This is a genomic window from Streptomyces ficellus, from assembly GCF_009739905.1.
Taxonomy (GTDB): Bacteria; Actinomycetota; Actinomycetes; order Streptomycetales; family Streptomycetaceae; genus Streptomyces; species Streptomyces ficellus_A.
Genome location: NZ_CP034279.1, coordinates 948,392 through 962,032, shown reverse-complemented (window position 1 = coordinate 962,032; position 13,641 = coordinate 948,392). Strand labels below are relative to the sequence as shown.

Below are 13,641 nucleotides of genomic sequence, written 5' to 3'. Positions count from 1 at the left end.
ACGGCGGAGCCGGCGGGCCCCGGACGATCCGGGGCCCGCCGGGGTGTGTCGCGCCCCTGGAAGGGTTGTCCCTAGTCCCACTGGTTGTCGCCGAGCGAGGTGACCGGCTTCGGCTTGCCGATCACGGCCAGGGCGGTGAAGAAGTTGATCTGGCCGATGGCGACGGTGAGGGTGGCAAGCGCCTTGTCGTCGTAGTGCCGCGCCGCCTCGGCGTACACCTCGTCGGTGACGCGCTCCTGGCCGTGCGGGGCGGGCTGGACGGTGGCTTCGACCAGAGCGAGGGCGGCGCGCTCGGCGGCGGTGAAGTAGGGCGCGTCCTGCCAGGAGGACACGGCGGTGATGCGCTCCTCGCTCTCGCCGGCCTTGCGCAGGAAGCTGGTGTTGAGCACGGTCAGGTAGGTGTTGCGGGCGATCTGCCCGGCGCGCAGGTGGACGAGGTTGATCGTGGTGCGCGGCACGGACTGGTTGCCGGTGGCGCGGAACAGGGCGGCGCTGACGTCACTCAGCTCGGGGATGAACCGGGCCGGGTCCTGCATGCGGGAGACCTTGGTGGTCGTGTCCTCGGCGGTGGGGGCGGTGTTGGCGCTCATCGTGTTTCTCCTTGGTCATCGGTTAGCGTCCGTCATACGACCGACGGATCCCGAGGCGAGGATGTGACAGGTGAACGGGGACGAATTTCTGGCCGGGCGCTTCGAGGCGGAACGGCGTCAACTCCGCGCGGTGGCCTACCGGATGCTGGGTTCGCTCGCGGAGTCCGAGGACGCCGTCCAGGAGGCGTGGCTGAAGCTGGGCCGCAGCGACGTGAGCGGGGTGAAGAACCTGGGAGCCTGGCTGACGACGGTGGTCGGCCGGGTCTGCCTGGACATGCTGCGGGCCCGCACCTCCCGCCGTGAGGATCCGCTGACCGGTCCCGACGACCGTGTCCGGATACCCGACCCGGTCGTCAGCGGCCTGCCGGCGGCCGACCCGGAGCAGGAGATCCTGATCGCCGACTCGGTCGGCATCGCGCTCATGATCGTGCTGGAGACGCTGTCACCGGCCGAGCGGCTGGCCTTCGTCCTGCACGACATGTTCGACGTGCCCTTCGACGAGATCGCGGCCGTCCTGGACCGGACCCCCACCTCCACCCGGCAACTCGCCAGCCGCGCCCGCCGCCGCGTCCAGGGGGCCACACCGTCCGCCGACACCGACGTCACACGCAAGCGCGGAGTCGTGGACGCCTTCCTGGCCGCCTCCCGAGGCGGTGACTTCGACGCCCTGCTCGCCGTTCTCGACCCCGCCGTCGTGGCGCGCTCCGACGGCGGTGCGCTCCTGCCGAGCCTGGCCCGGCGCGGAGCGACCGACGTGGCGTCCCAGGCGATCACCTTCGCCCGCTTCGCGCAGGACGCCCGTGTGGTGCTGGTCAACGGCTCTCCCGGCGTGGTCTCGTTCGCCGACGGCCGCCCCCTGTCGGTGATGTCCTTCACCGTCCGGGACGGCCGGGTCACCGGCCTCGACATCCTCACCGACCCGGCCCGCCTGTCCACGCTCGGCCTGACCGGCTGACCCACCCGGCCCCCACCCGGGCCGGCCGGGCTCAGCCGTCCACGAGCCCGTGCGCGCGCTGGTACTCCCTGACCAGGCCCACCGGCAGCCGTCCGCGTGCGCTGACGGCCCTCCCCTGGGCCGCGGCCCACGCCCGCACCGCCGACGGCGTCACTCCGCCGGGCGTTTCCGCCGCGGGCGGCTCCTCCTTCCCGGGGAGCCGCCGGGCGGGATCCACCGCGGCGGGCGCCGTCGGTCCCCGGCCCGTCGACTCGATCGCCGACGCGAGGGCCCGCAGCCGTGCGGCGACCAGGGCGGGCGGGCCCGTGACGACGTGATCGGCGCCCTGCCGGACCACTCCGCCGACGAGGGGCGTGCCCAGGAAGGCGAGCGCTTCCTCGATCTCCGCCGGGTCCAGGGGGGTCTCCAGCACGGCCTTGGTCTCCCGCCAGATGTCGCGCACGCCCAGCGCTCCGGCGCTGTACTCGATGTCGACGGGGTCGTTGCCGCTCTTCCACAGGGTGTCCAGGACGTGCACCAGGGCCTCCTGGCGCCGCTCGGCCCTCTCGCAGGTGCGCTCCCACGCGGGCCGCTCGCCCACGCTCACCAGCGCGGCGATCTCACGGGGCGCCAGCGGCGTACGGCCGTGCCGTACGACGGCGTCCGCGAGCTCGCGTGCGGTGAGCAGAGCCACCCCGTCCTTCGCTGCCTCCTCCTCCACCCGGGCGTCGAACCGGGGACCGACCAGCACCGTGGACCGCGCCCGGTGGCGCTCGCGGTGCTGACGGAGCCTCACGAACCGGACGTCGTCGTCCGTGACCAGGCCCGCGCCGTCCGTCTTGGCCTCCACCGCGACGCGCAGTCGGCTGACCGGGGACTGCCACAACTCGACGACCACGTCGGTCTTCTTGGGGCCGCTGTGTTCCTCGACCTCGACCCCCAGGGTGCGGAACGCGGCGGCGACCGCCCTCTCGAAACGCTCGTAGTCGGCGCTGTCGGTGGCCGCCCGCACCACCTCGGCCGCGACCTCGGCGGCCCTCTCGGCCGGGTCGGGCCGAACCGTACGGTCCGCCCCGGCCGGGGACGGCGAGCCGGCCACCCCGTCGGCCTGGCCGCGCGGCCCGGGGAGCGCGCCCGGCCCCATGTCCTCCCGGGCCAGCAGCGGCAGCGTCCGCACCAGCGCCGCCCCCAGCTCGGTCCTCCGGACGATCTGGCCGATCCGCTCGGCCAGGCCGGTCTCCAGGAACAGGGCCACCCGGCGCGTGACGTCGTCCCGGGTCAGCCGCGCGTCCGGGTACCGCTCGGCGAGGACATGCACGAGCGTGCCCGTGTCGGTCTCGTCGGCCAGCGCGTCGAGCGTCTCCCCCAGCAGCGCGACCCGCAGGTGCAGGAGGCGGACGAAGTCCAGGGGCTCGCCGGACGCCAGGCAGCTCGCGGCGAGGTCGGTCGCCGCGAACGCGTCGGTGCCGACCTGCCCGACGAGGCCCAGCGCCTTCAGGGTGCCCAGCGTCTGGTCGGCGGACGACTCGCGGACGCCGAACTCCCCGACGCAGAAGTCGAGGAAGTCGCCGCGGTCGATGCTGGGCACGGCCGCGTTCACCAGGCGCGCCAGCGCGTCCACCCGTACACCGCCCGCGATGTAGCCGACGAGGCGCTTGCGGGACCGCAGTGCGTCCTGGCCGGCCTCTTCGAGCCCGGAGGCCAGCGGCGCGGGCGTCGGCGGCAGTTCCGGTGGCTGCGGCGACGACGGGCGACGGTGTGGCAGTTGCTCGGCGTCCGCGAGTTCCAGGCGCTCCAGGAACCGCCGGCCGCGTTCGTTGAGCAGGATCCTCCCGTTGCTCCAGTAGTCGACGACGCCCGCCGCGCGCAGCCAGTACACACGCCGCCGCACCTGGTCGAGCGAGTCCCACTTGAGGCCGTAGTCGCGGAGCGCGGCACCGTTCAGCTCGTCGTGGCTGAGGCCGTCCCCGACGGCGGCGAGGGCCTCGCCCATGAACCTGACGTGGGCGTGGAGCACGGAGAGCAGGTGGAGGGGATCACCGGCGGCGAGGAACCGCTCGGCCTCCTCGGTGAGGGTCACCCGGGCGGGGCGGCTCTGCCGGACCAGCAGGCCGCACGTACCGAGGAGGTGCAGGGCCTTCCGCAGGGTCGTGGGCCTGTCCCCGGTGGGCCAGCCGAAGGGGCGGTCGACCGTCGGGTCCGCCGCGATGTCCCGCAGCAGGGCGGTGAGGTTCCCGATGATCTCGGCCGGTCCGCCGGGGACGTGAGGGGCCGAACTCGCGCGCGCCAGCCAGGGGAGTGGCACGGGGTAGCCGTCGGGTTCGGCCTGTCGAAGGGAGCTCACGTGCCGTCCTCACAAGTTCGGTGCACACGTCATCGAGGTGAGGACGTCCCCCACTCGGTCCGTAAACCATTCAAACAGACCTGACGGCGTGTCGATTGCGCGAGAGAAGGGCCCGGAGCGGGCCGCCGAGGCGCGGCGTGTCGATGCCACGGGGTTATCGGGCGGCCGTGCGAGGCCTCATACCAGAGCGGGACGCTTGGCGGGCAAGTTTGTCAACTGCGCATCGCACGTGACGGATTGGCGACTACTGTGTGTTGCCAGTGATCAACCGCGGGCTCATGTGGCGCCTTGTGTCACCGCCGCGGCACCGTACTCGAACATCCGTTTAGTACGCCGATAGTACGCCGAATCCTGTTCCTGGGGCCCCACGTACCAAGGACGCTGATGTCTCAACTTCGCGCACCCGTCGCGCGGCCGGACCGCCGTGAGGGCGGGCGGCACGGCCGGCCAGGCGCCCGTTCCCTGTCGCACACCGGGAGGTCGCGCTCCTCGTCCCTCTCGCCGGACGTCCGTATACGACCCCAACTCCAGCGTGCCGCCGTGCTGCCCCCCGTCGTGGTGGCGCTGGGCGGCGCCGCCACCCTGCTGTTCACGATCCGCACCACCGGCGCGCACCTGTCTCCCGCCGTATGGGCGGCGCTGGCGGCCTCCGCGGGGCTCGCCGTGGCCGCCGTCGGCGCGGCGCTGCTCAGTGTGAACCGCGCGGCCGCCGCCGTACTGGACCGCTGCGACGCGCTCCGGCAGCGCAGCGCCCGCAGCCAGAACGAGCTGCGCGCCCTGGTCGAGCAGCTCCGCCGAGGGGAACGCCCGCCGGCCCGCCAGAGCCCGCCGCCGCTCCCCGCGGGCGGGGACGGGTTCGACCGGCTGGCGGACGAGCTGAACCGCGCCCACGACGCGGCCCTGACGACCGTGGTCCAGGCCTCGCGGCTGTCCAGCAGCGTCGGCAACGAACAGAAGGTCGAGGTCTTCGTCAACCTCGCCCGCCGCCTCCAGTCCCTGGTCCACCGCGAGATCCAGCTCCTCGACGAGCTGGAGAACGAGGTCGAGGACCCGGAACTGCTCAAGGGCCTGTTCCACATCGACCACCTGGCCACCCGCATCCGCCGGCACGCGGAGAACCTCGCCGTACTGGGTGGGGCCATCTCCCGCCGCCAGTGGTCGAACCCGGTCACGATGATGGAGGTGCTCCGTTCCTCCATCGCGGAGGTCGAGCACTACCCTCGGGTCAAACTGGTGCCGCCCATCGACGGCACCCTGCGCGGGCACGCCGTCGCCGACGTCATCCACCTCCTCGCCGAACTCGTCGAGAACGCCACGCTGTTCTCCGCCCCGCACACCCCGGTGCTGCTGCGGGCGCAGTACGTGACGGCCGGGCTCGCCGTCGAGGTGGAGGACCGGGGCCTCGGCATGTCCGTGTCCGAGCAGAACAAGATGAACGCCCTGCTCACCGATCCCGATCAGGTGAATGTGGCGCACCTGCTCCAGGACGGCCGGATCGGGCTGTTCGTCGTCTCGGCGCTCGCCCGCCGGCACGGCATCGCCGTACGTCTCCAGTCCAACATCTACGGCGGTGTCCAGGCCGTTCTGGTCCTTCCCCAGGGCCTGCTCGGCGCCGACCCCGACGGGCTGTCCACCGCCGAACGCCAGGCGGTGCTCCAGGCGGGCCACGAGGAGGCGTACCAGAACACGCACCAGGAGGCGCACCAGGAGGCGCGCGCACAACCGCGCACACCACTGGGCGAACAGGCGCCCGGACAACCGCGCGAAACCCTGCCGGACAGTCCGCGCGAGGCCCCGCGCGAGCCGGTGCACCACGCCGGCCCGGCGCGGCACATCCCCGGCGAGGTCACGGTCCCCGAGCCTGTGCACCGCAAGCCGGTCCACGCGCCCACCGCCCCGCCGATGATCCCGCACCAGCACCAGCACCAGCAGCAGCACGGCGGCGGCAACGCGCCCCTGCCCGTCCGCGGCGAACGGTCCGACCGGCCGAACCCCGCGTCGGCGACGCCCGGAACCCCGGGCCGCCCCCAACTGCCCAAGCGGCGGGCGCAGGAGCACATCGTCCCGCAGCTGCGGGACGCGCCCACGCCGCGCAAGCACGACGACGACGCCCTGCACGACCCGGGTCTGATGGCCGCCTTCCGGCGCGGCATCGGCCTGGCCGAGTCCATGCCGGCGGTCCCGCGCGACGCCGCGTACCCGGAGCAACCCGCGCACCCCCAGGCGCCGGAGAACGCGCTGCACCTCGGGCACCTGGCGCAACCCGGGCACCTGGCGCACCCGGGTCACCCGGAGCAGCCGCCGCACCCGGCCCAGTCCCCGCACCACGGGCACCACGGGCACCCGGAACCGCAACGACACGACGAAGCGCACAAGGAGTAGATGCACCATGGCGAGCGATGTGCCGACCGGCCATTCCTCGGATCTCGACTGGCTGCTCGGCGGCCTGGTCCAGCGGGTCCCCTACACCCGCAGCGCGGTTCTGCTCTCCTCGGACGGGCTGGTGAAGTCCGTGCACGGCCTGGACCCCGACAGCGCCGACCACATGGCGGCGCTGGCCTCCGGCCTCTACTCGCTCGGCCGCAGCGCCGGCAGCCGCTTCGGCGGCGACAGCGAGGTGCGGCAGGTGGTCGTCGAGCTCGACTCCACGCTGCTGTTCGTCTCCACCGCCGGCTCCGGCACCTGCCTGGCCGTGCTCGCCGGCCGGGAGACGGACGCCGCGGTCCTCGGATACGAGATGACCATGCTGGTCAAGAGCGTACGGCCCTACCTCGTCACCCCGGCCAGACAAGCGGCCGCGGCGCCGGGCGGCACAGGGCGCTGACCGTGCCGCGCCGACAGGACGGGCCGTGGCTCGACGACGCCGCGGGCCGGCTCGTCCGCCCGTACACGGTGAGCGGCGGCCGCACCCGACCGACGGCGGCACTGGACCTGCTCTCCCTGGTGATGGCCACCGGGGCTCTGCCCCAGTCGCACCTCGGCCCCGAGCACGCCCTGGCCCTCGGGCTGTGCGACGGGCCGACCTCGGTGGCCGAGGTCGCGGCGCACTTACGGCTGCCCGCCGTGGTCACCAAAGTGCTGCTCTCGGACCTCGTGGACTGCGGGGCGCTGACCGCGCGGGCGCCCCGCTTCCACGACACCCCCACCGACCGTTCCCTGCTGGAGGCAGTGCTCGATGGCCTACGACGACGGCTCTGAGGACCGACCCGAGGACCGGCCCGGGAACCGACCCGAGGACCGGGGGGACGACCAGGACGTCTTCCCCACCGCCCTGAAGATCCTGATCGCGGGCGGCTTCGGGGTCGGCAAGACCACCTTCGTCGGGGCGGTCAGCGAGATCGAACCGCTGAGCACGGAGGAACTGCTCACCACGGTGAGCGTCGGGACCGACGACCTGGAGGGCGTGGAGAGCAAGACCACCACCACGGTCGCCATGGACTTCGGCCGCATCGGCCTCGACGACCGCCATGTGCTCTACCTCTTCGGAACGCCCGGCCAGGAACGCTTCTGGTTCATGTGGGACGAACTGTCGGAGGGCGCCCTCGGGGCCGTCGTCCTCGCCGACACCCGGCGCCTCCAGGCGTCCTTCTCGGCGGTGGACTTCTTCGAGCGGCGCGGCATCCGGTTCCTGGTCGCCGTCAACGAGTTCGACGGCTCGTACCACTACGAACCGGACGAGGTGCGCGCGGCCATCGACCTGAAGCCGGACGTGCCCGTCGTCCTGTGCGACGCCCGGATCGCCAGCTCCGGGATCCAGACCCTGGTCACCCTCGTCCAGCACCTGCTGGACGCCAACCCGGCCCCGGCGCCGAGCTACGGAGCACCCACATGACGTACGACCCGACCGGCCACCTGCTGCTCACCCCCGTCGACCGGGAGGCTCCGCTGCGCGTGCGGCGGCTGCGCCAGCTCGGCATCGGGGAACGGCCGGACCCCGACTTCGACGCGTTCGCGCAGCGGCTCGCGAAGGTGACCGGCGCGCCCTACTCGATGGTCAACTTCATCGACGAGAACCAGCAGTTCTTCGCAGGGCTGCACACCCCGAACGGCACCCGGGCCACCGACGAACTCGGTGCGACCGCGGCCGTCGGCGGCGGCGTCAGCCGGTACATGGCCCGCGACCACGGCTACTGCCCGCACGTCGTCGTACGCCGCAAGGCGCTGGTCCTGGAGGACGTCTGCGACTACCCGCGGTTCGCCGGGAACCCGGTCGTCGACGAGATCGGCATCCGCTCGTACCTGGGCGCGCCCCTGATCGACCGTACGGGTACGGCCCTCGGCACCATCTGCGTGGTCGACACGGAACCGCGGCCGTGGGGAAGGCCGGGGCTGGAGACCATCAAGTCGCTCGCCGCCGAGCTGGTGGAGCAGATCCACCGCCGCGAGGAGGGCCGGTTGTGACAGGCCGCGCGCCACGCGCGGGGCGCACGTCCCCGCGGGGAGCCCGTGGGGACGTGCGCCCCGGGGACGTCGCGTCCTAGAGGGCCGGTTCCATCCGGACGGCGTCGGCGAGCCGCTCGGACCACTGGCCCTTCGCCGTGCCCAGCGCCACTTCGGCCAGGCGCAGCAGCTGGATGTCGGAGGTGCCGGCCGGGGCGAAAATGTGGTGCGCGTCCCGGAGGTAGCGCTCGATGGGCCGGTCGGTGCAGAGCCCGGCCGCGGCGTGGATCTCCATGGCGTTGCGCGCCGAGTCCAGCGTCGACTCGACGTTGACGAGCTTGGCGTTCATCAGCTCCGCGTCACAGGGCTGACCCGCGTCGAGCAGGTGCACGGCGTGGTACGCGGCGAGCCGGGCCGTCATCAGCCGGGACTGCATCTGGCCCAGCTTCAGCTTCACCGAGGGCAGTTCGTGCAGGGGCTTGCCGTACCGGTGCCGCTCCTCGCAGAACCGGGTGGTCTCCTCGAGGACGGCCCGGTGCAGGCCCAGGGACACGGCGGTGAGGTTGGCCCGCCCGTAGAGCACACTGGAGGAGTACGCGACCGCCAGCCCGTCGCCCTCGTCACCGAGCCGGTTGACCGCCGGGACGCGGCAGTCCTCGAAGACGAGCTCGCCGAAGCTGAATCCGTGCAGGCCCATGGTGGGTTTCTCGTCAACGGCCCGCACGCCGGGCCGGTCGGCCTCCACCAGGAAGGCCGTCAGCCCCTTGGAGCCCGGCCCCGTCCGTACGACGACCCCGTGCAGGTCCCCGATGTGGCTGTTGCCGACGTACACCTTTCGGCCGTTCAGGACGTAGTCGTCGCCGTCCCGCACCGCGGTGGCGCTCATGCCCAGCACATGGCCGCCCGACTCGGCCTCGGTGACGGCTATGGTCGGCAGGCACTCGCCCGCGGCGATGGCCGGCAGCCACGTCTTCTTCTGGTCGTCGCTGCCGAAGTGCACGATCTTGGCCGCGCCGAGCTGGGAGGCCTGCACCATGGCGCCCATGGCGCCGCTGACCCGCGACAATTCCTCGATGATGATGGTCTTGCCGAGATGGCCCACGCCCATCCCGCCGTAATCCCTGCTGATGGTCGCTCCGAGCCAGCCCTGCCGGGCGATCAGCGCGGACAGCCCGCGATGGACCGAGCGGGCCGCTTCCATGGCCGGTATCAGCGGCCGGACCTCGCTCTCCGCGAAATTCCGGACGTGCTGCCGGAGCTGATGATGCAGTCGACTGGCGAAGTACCCGTCCATGCGAGCCCTCCTCTGCGAAACGCCTGCTCGCGCGGTTGTACGAGCGGATGGTGCATCGGCAGTGGTCCCGTCCCGAACAGGCCGACCACCACATGGTGTTGATCATTCCGGAACGGTTCAACATGGTCGTCAACTCTGGCCGAAACGGCTGGCGTTGACGTTTGATTGAAATTATGTGTCGCGTGGTACTGGCCTGTCCGCTCCTATCCGAAGGGCATTCCCCCAGCGCTTCTTTCTGCCACATGCCAAGGGCAAAGCTTTCGGAGGAAGAGGGCGCCGAGGGCCGGTCCTCGACCTCATGAATGCACAGCAGTCCCACCGGTACACCTCTGCCGGATCGATTCCGCAGGAAGGTCGACCGAATCGGTTCCCTCTGTGCGCGGTCACTGCGCGGTGACTGCGCCCTCCCGGAGGCCTGCGTACGCCGGCGCACCGGCCCCGCCCCGCAGGAGCGGCGCGTCGGTGTGCCTTCCGGTGCGCACCGCGCGCCGCGGTGCTCCACGGCGCGCGCCCCGGAGCGCCAGGGCGACGGGTGCGCCCCCGGCCGGCCGCTTCCGGTGGCGTTGTCAGTGGTGGGTCGTACGGTCGTCACATGGCCACAGCCGACGATGTGCGCAGGATCGCGCTCTCCCTGCCGGGAGCCGTGGAGAAGCTCGCCTGGGGCATGCCCACGTTCCGGGTGGAGGGGTCCGGCGGGAAGGTCTTCGCCTCGCTGGACGACGACGACCGGGTGATGGGCGTCAAGTGCCCCAAGGAGGACCGGGAGGAGCTCATCGCCGCGGAGCCCGGAAAGTTCTTCATCCGGGAGGGGCACGACGACAACTACGCCTGGATGCGGGTCCGGCTCGCGGCGCTGGACGACGAGGACGAGCTGTACGCCGTCCTCGCCGACTCCTGGCGCCAGGCCGCCCCGCGCCGCCTCCTGGCCGCCCACCCGGATCTGGCGGCCGGGCGGGGCGGGCCGGAGGGCTGACGCCTCAGCGGCGCAGGAAGGCTCAGCCGCGCAGGAAGGCGGTGATGCGGGCGCGCAGGCCCCGCGGGTCGAGGCCGTGCGCGGCCAGGTGCTCGTCCATGCCGCCGTAGCGGCGCAGCTCCCGCCTGCCGACTCCCAGGCCGAGCACCCGGTGCGGGACGTCGGCGAGGGCTTCGGTGGCGGCGGCCGTGGAGGTGCCGGCGAGGTACGGCTCGACGAGCACGACGTCGGCCGTCCCGCCGCCGGCCACCGCGCGCCGCACGGCCTCGCCGTCGAAGGGGCGCACGGTGGTGGCGTACAGGACCGTCACGTCGAGCCCCTCCGTCGCCGCCAGGACGCCGTCGAGCATCGGACCGACCGCCACGACCACACCCCCGCGCCCCTCCCGCACGCGGAGGAAACCCTCGCCCGTGACGGTTCGGGCCCGGTCGTTCACCTGGAGCGACAGCCGGACGTACACCCGGTCGTCCCCCGCGACGGCGTGCCGCAGCAGCGCCTCCGCCTCGTCCGGGTGCCCCGGCACGTGCACCGTCCAGTCGTCGAGCGTGTCCAGCAGGGCCACGTCACCCGGGGACATGTGGGTGAAGCCACCGGCGGGCCAGTCGTAGGAGGCCCCGGCGCTGACCAGCACCCCGCCCACGCCCTGGTGGCCCAGGTCCAGCTTGACCTGCTCGAAGGGCCGCTCGACCAGGAAGCTCGCGAACGTGTGCATCACCGGCCGCATCCCCGTCAGCGCCATCCCGCCGCCCACCCCGATCAGCAGCTGCTCCCTGATCCCCACGTTGACGACCCGGTCCGGGTGCCGGGCCGCCGCCCGCTGGAACCCGTCGGCGCTGATCTCGGCCAGGACGACCGCCAGGCGCGGGTCCTCGTCCAGCAGCCGGCCCGTCGTCGCGATGAACCGGTCACGCATCGTGTCCATGATGTTCTCCCCCTCTTCTCTTCACGCTTCTCTTCACGCGTTCTTGGGCTCGACCCGGGCCACCACGGCCCGCGGCCGCCCCGGGTGTGGGCGGGTGAAGGCGGCGTACATCGCCTCGTGGTCCCGCCCGTCGACGGTCTCGGCGGACCAGCCCGCCGCCTCGAACCGGGCCACGATCCCGCCGGGCCGCGCGTACGACGCCGACGCGTTGTCGATCACCACCGTGTGCAGCTGCTCCAGGCCGGCCGCGCCCGCGTAGGCGATGGCCTCGTGGTTGCTGCCCTCGTCCAGCTCGGCGTCCCCGACCAGCACCCACACGCGCGGGTCGGTCAGACCCTGCGCCCGGAGCCCCAGCGCGCTCCCCACCGCCAGCGGCAACCCGTGCCCGAGCGAGCCGCTGCCGATCTCGGCGCCCGGCACCAGCATCCGGTCCGGGTGGTGGCCGAGTGGCGAGTCGTAGGACCCGAAGCCCGGCAGGAGGTCCTCGGCGAGGAACCCCTTGGCGGCGAGGACCGCGTAGTACGCCATCGGGCCGTGCCCCTTGGACAGCAGGAACCGGTCCCGCTCCGGCGCGTCGACGGTGGCGGGCGTCACCCGCAGCACCCGGTCGTAGAGCACCTGGAGGGCGTCGAGCGTGGAGGTGGCGGCGGGCCCGTGCTTCTCGTCGCCGGTCATCAGGGCCATCAGGCGGTGCAGGTCCGCCGTGGACGTCTCAGCCGTGTTCGTCATGGCACTCACGGTGCGACGTCAAGCGCGCTTGAGGTCAAGCGTCCAAAGCGGTTCGTGATCACCGGCAGGAGTGCGGTATTGTTCTCGTGCACGCCGGGCCGGGGGAAACCCCAGGTCAGACGGGCATCGGGACGTGGCGCAGCTTGGTAGCGCACTTGACTGGGGGTCAAGGGGTCGCAGGTTCAAATCCTGTCGTCCCGACCACGCGGAAACGCTGGTCGGAGGCCGTATCGGAGAAATCCGATACGGCCTTTCGCCGTTGTGGGGCTTGCCCGTCGCCCGTGGGTCAGGGGGCGGCGGGGCCCGGGAGCGGCTGGAGCAAGGGCTCGTCGCCCGCCAGTGGGTACCAGGCGACGAAGGTGGCCGGCAGGCTGTCCGACGCGTTGTCGAAACGGAGGACGGTCGCGCCCGGCGGCTCGAAGAAGGCGCTCCCGGCGCCGAGTTCACACGCGGGCCGCCCCTCCAGCTCGAAGACGACCCGGCCCTCGGTGACGTAGCCGGCGACGCCGCCGGGGTGGGTGTGGCGGCCGGCCACCGTGCCGGGCGGGAGGGTGACCCGGTGCATCTCCATCCGTTCGGCCGGGGCCGCCCGGGCGGCGAGGTCGCCGGTCACCAGGTGGTCGCGGCTGACGGCGTGTCCCCGGTGCCCGGCGTCCGTGGCGTGGTCCGGCCGGGCGGTGGCCGGGTCGTCGTGGCCGGGCGGGCGAGGGGCGGGGTGCTCCATGCGCATGGCGGCGGGCTCCTTCGGGTCGGTGAGGCGTGGGCCGTGCGGGGTGGGCGGACGGGTCAGGGGCGAGCGGCGCGTCAGCGGGAGTGGGCGGCGAGCAGGCCGAGGGCGCCGTCGACGGCCCGGCCGAACACCTCGGCCGAACCGGAGGCGCGCGCCAGCACGTAACCCCCCTGCACCACCGCGACCAGGGCGGTCGCGGTGGCCGCCGGGTCGAGCCCGCCGCCGAACTCGCCGGACGCCCGCCCCTCGGTCAGCAGTGCGGCCAGCCGGCCGGTGAGCCAGGCGAAGGTCTCCTCGACCGGGCGGCGCAGCTCCGGGTCGGCCATCACGTCGGGGTCCTGGGTGAGGCGGCCGACCGGGCAGCCCTTCAGTACCTCCCGCTCGCGCCGCAGGTAACCGGTGATCCGCTCGGTCACCGTGCCGGGACCGGAGAAGCCGGCCTCCGCCCTGGCCCGGAGTTCCTCGGCGCTGCGACCGATCGCGGCGAGAGCCAGGTCCGGTTTGCCGTGGAAGTGGTGGTACATACTGCCCTGTCCGGCCGCGGCCCGCTCCTGGATGGCCTTCGGGCTCGTGCCCACGTAACCGCGCTCCCACAGCAGCTCGCGCGTGCTGTCGATGAGCCGCTCCCGCGTACCCCTGGTGTCGCTCGTCCCCATGATCCGAGCGTACATACTAGTAGGTACAATCGGAACCCTCGCGGCCGCCCGGCACGCCCGGTTTGTATCCTCGCAGGACCCGCCCCCCA

At 72.8% G+C, this 13,641-nt stretch carries 14 protein-coding genes and 1 tRNA gene; 8 read left to right on the top strand and 7 right to left on the bottom strand.

The genetic code is table 11. The features are described 5' to 3' along the window. Window positions 1–71 precede the first annotated feature (71 nt). Window positions 72–590: a carboxymuconolactone decarboxylase family protein gene (locus tag EIZ62_RS04170; protein ID WP_156691360.1), complete on the bottom strand. Its 519-nt coding sequence runs from the start codon at window positions 588–590 to the stop codon at window positions 72–74. A gap of 70 nt (window positions 591–660) precedes the next feature. Here EIZ62_RS04170 and EIZ62_RS04165 point away from each other — a divergent pair, with 70 nt between their 5' ends. Next, window positions 661–1,545, top strand: coding sequence for a sigma-70 family RNA polymerase sigma factor (locus EIZ62_RS04165; RefSeq protein WP_156691359.1), 885 nt, complete (start codon window positions 661–663; stop codon window positions 1,543–1,545). A 31-nt stretch (window positions 1,546–1,576) separates the two neighbouring features. On the opposite strand, the gene EIZ62_RS04160 is transcribed toward EIZ62_RS04165, so the two are convergent. After that, window positions 1,577–3,868 (bottom strand): Lsr2 family DNA-binding protein, encoded by a 2,292-nt coding sequence (locus EIZ62_RS04160; RefSeq protein WP_156691358.1) that lies wholly within the window; start codon window positions 3,866–3,868, stop codon window positions 1,577–1,579. A 540-nt stretch (window positions 3,869–4,408) separates the two neighbouring features. Here EIZ62_RS04160 and EIZ62_RS04155 point away from each other — a divergent pair. From EIZ62_RS04155 to EIZ62_RS04135, 5 genes are read left to right on the top strand one after another with little or no spacing between them, the layout of a single operon-like run. Beyond that, entirely contained in the window at window positions 4,409–6,250 is a 1,842-nt protein-coding gene (locus EIZ62_RS04155) for a sensor histidine kinase (protein WP_425281794.1), read from the top strand. 7 nt (window positions 6,251–6,257) lie between these two features. After that, window positions 6,258–6,692 (top strand): roadblock/LC7 domain-containing protein, encoded by a 435-nt coding sequence (locus EIZ62_RS04150; RefSeq protein WP_156691357.1) that lies wholly within the window; start codon window positions 6,258–6,260, stop codon window positions 6,690–6,692. 2 nt (window positions 6,693–6,694) lie between these two features. Next, window positions 6,695–7,066, top strand: coding sequence for a DUF742 domain-containing protein (locus EIZ62_RS04145; RefSeq protein ID WP_156691356.1), 372 nt, complete (start codon window positions 6,695–6,697; stop codon window positions 7,064–7,066). Continuing rightward, complete coding sequence (locus EIZ62_RS04140; protein WP_156691355.1) at window positions 7,044–7,700, top strand: GTP-binding protein; 657 nt, start codon at window positions 7,044–7,046, stop codon at window positions 7,698–7,700. Before EIZ62_RS04145 ends, EIZ62_RS04140 begins: the two co-directional genes overlap by 23 nt. Beyond that, a complete protein-coding gene (locus EIZ62_RS04135) occupies window positions 7,697–8,269 on the top strand; it encodes a GAF domain-containing protein (RefSeq protein ID WP_156691354.1) in 573 nt (190 codons plus the stop codon). Before EIZ62_RS04140 ends, EIZ62_RS04135 begins: the two co-directional genes overlap by 4 nt. Before the next feature lie 76 nt (window positions 8,270–8,345). On the opposite strand, the gene EIZ62_RS04130 is transcribed toward EIZ62_RS04135, so the two are convergent. Continuing rightward, entirely contained in the window at window positions 8,346–9,542 is a 1,197-nt protein-coding gene (locus tag EIZ62_RS04130) for an acyl-CoA dehydrogenase family protein (RefSeq protein WP_156691353.1), read from the bottom strand. Window positions 9,543–10,134: 592 nt separating this feature from the next. On the opposite strand from EIZ62_RS04130, the gene EIZ62_RS04125 reads away from it, so the two are divergent. Further along, window positions 10,135–10,515: an MmcQ/YjbR family DNA-binding protein gene (locus tag EIZ62_RS04125; RefSeq protein WP_156691352.1), complete on the top strand. Its 381-nt coding sequence runs from the start codon at window positions 10,135–10,137 to the stop codon at window positions 10,513–10,515. 22 nt (window positions 10,516–10,537) lie between these two features. Here EIZ62_RS04125 and EIZ62_RS04120 read toward each other — a convergent pair whose 3' ends face one another. Beyond that, window positions 10,538–11,437, bottom strand: a complete 900-nt coding sequence (locus EIZ62_RS04120) for a transketolase family protein (protein WP_156691351.1) — start codon at window positions 11,435–11,437, stop codon at window positions 10,538–10,540. Between the two features lie 33 nt (window positions 11,438–11,470). Beyond that, entirely contained in the window at window positions 11,471–12,166 is a 696-nt protein-coding gene (locus EIZ62_RS04115) for a thiamine pyrophosphate-dependent enzyme (protein ID WP_156691350.1), read from the bottom strand. Window positions 12,167–12,293: 127 nt separating this feature from the next. On the opposite strand from EIZ62_RS04115, the gene EIZ62_RS04110 reads away from it, so the two are divergent. After that, window positions 12,294–12,370: transfer RNA gene (locus EIZ62_RS04110), tRNA-Pro, on the top strand. An 82-nt stretch (window positions 12,371–12,452) separates the two neighbouring features. On the opposite strand, the gene EIZ62_RS04105 is transcribed toward EIZ62_RS04110, so the two are convergent. Together EIZ62_RS04105 and EIZ62_RS04100 are read right to left on the bottom strand one after the other, a co-directional pair. Then, window positions 12,453–12,896 (bottom strand): cupin domain-containing protein, encoded by a 444-nt coding sequence (locus EIZ62_RS04105; protein WP_156691349.1) that lies wholly within the window; start codon window positions 12,894–12,896, stop codon window positions 12,453–12,455. A 74-nt stretch (window positions 12,897–12,970) separates the two neighbouring features. Beyond that, on the bottom strand, window positions 12,971–13,552 hold the full coding sequence (locus EIZ62_RS04100; RefSeq protein ID WP_156691348.1) for a TetR/AcrR family transcriptional regulator: 582 nt from the start codon (window positions 13,550–13,552) through the stop codon (window positions 12,971–12,973). Between the last annotated feature and the right edge of the window lie 89 nt (window positions 13,553–13,641).

What these genes read in the sequence shown, in the direction of transcription:
- EIZ62_RS04170 (WP_156691360.1), bottom strand. Translation starts at nt 590, where the DNA reads ATGAGCGCCAACACCGCCCCCACCGCCGAGGACACGACCACCAAGGTC.
- EIZ62_RS04150 (WP_156691357.1), top strand. Translation starts at nt 6,258, where the DNA reads ATGGCGAGCGATGTGCCGACCGGCCATTCCTCGGATCTCGACTGGCTG.
- EIZ62_RS04140 (WP_156691355.1), top strand. Translation starts at nt 7,044, where the DNA reads ATGGCCTACGACGACGGCTCTGAGGACCGACCCGAGGACCGGCCCGGG.
- EIZ62_RS04135 (WP_156691354.1), top strand. Translation starts at nt 7,697, where the DNA reads ATGACGTACGACCCGACCGGCCACCTGCTGCTCACCCCCGTCGACCGG.
- EIZ62_RS04130 (WP_156691353.1), bottom strand. Translation starts at nt 9,542, where the DNA reads ATGGACGGGTACTTCGCCAGTCGACTGCATCATCAGCTCCGGCAGCAC.
- EIZ62_RS04125 (WP_156691352.1), top strand. Translation starts at nt 10,135, where the DNA reads ATGGCCACAGCCGACGATGTGCGCAGGATCGCGCTCTCCCTGCCGGGA.
- EIZ62_RS04120 (WP_156691351.1), bottom strand. Translation starts at nt 11,437, where the DNA reads ATGGACACGATGCGTGACCGGTTCATCGCGACGACGGGCCGGCTGCTG.
- EIZ62_RS04115 (WP_156691350.1), bottom strand. Translation starts at nt 12,166, where the DNA reads ATGACGAACACGGCTGAGACGTCCACGGCGGACCTGCACCGCCTGATG.
- EIZ62_RS04105 (WP_156691349.1), bottom strand. Translation starts at nt 12,896, where the DNA reads ATGCGCATGGAGCACCCCGCCCCTCGCCCGCCCGGCCACGACGACCCG.
- EIZ62_RS04100 (WP_156691348.1), bottom strand. Translation starts at nt 13,552, where the DNA reads ATGGGGACGAGCGACACCAGGGGTACGCGGGAGCGGCTCATCGACAGC.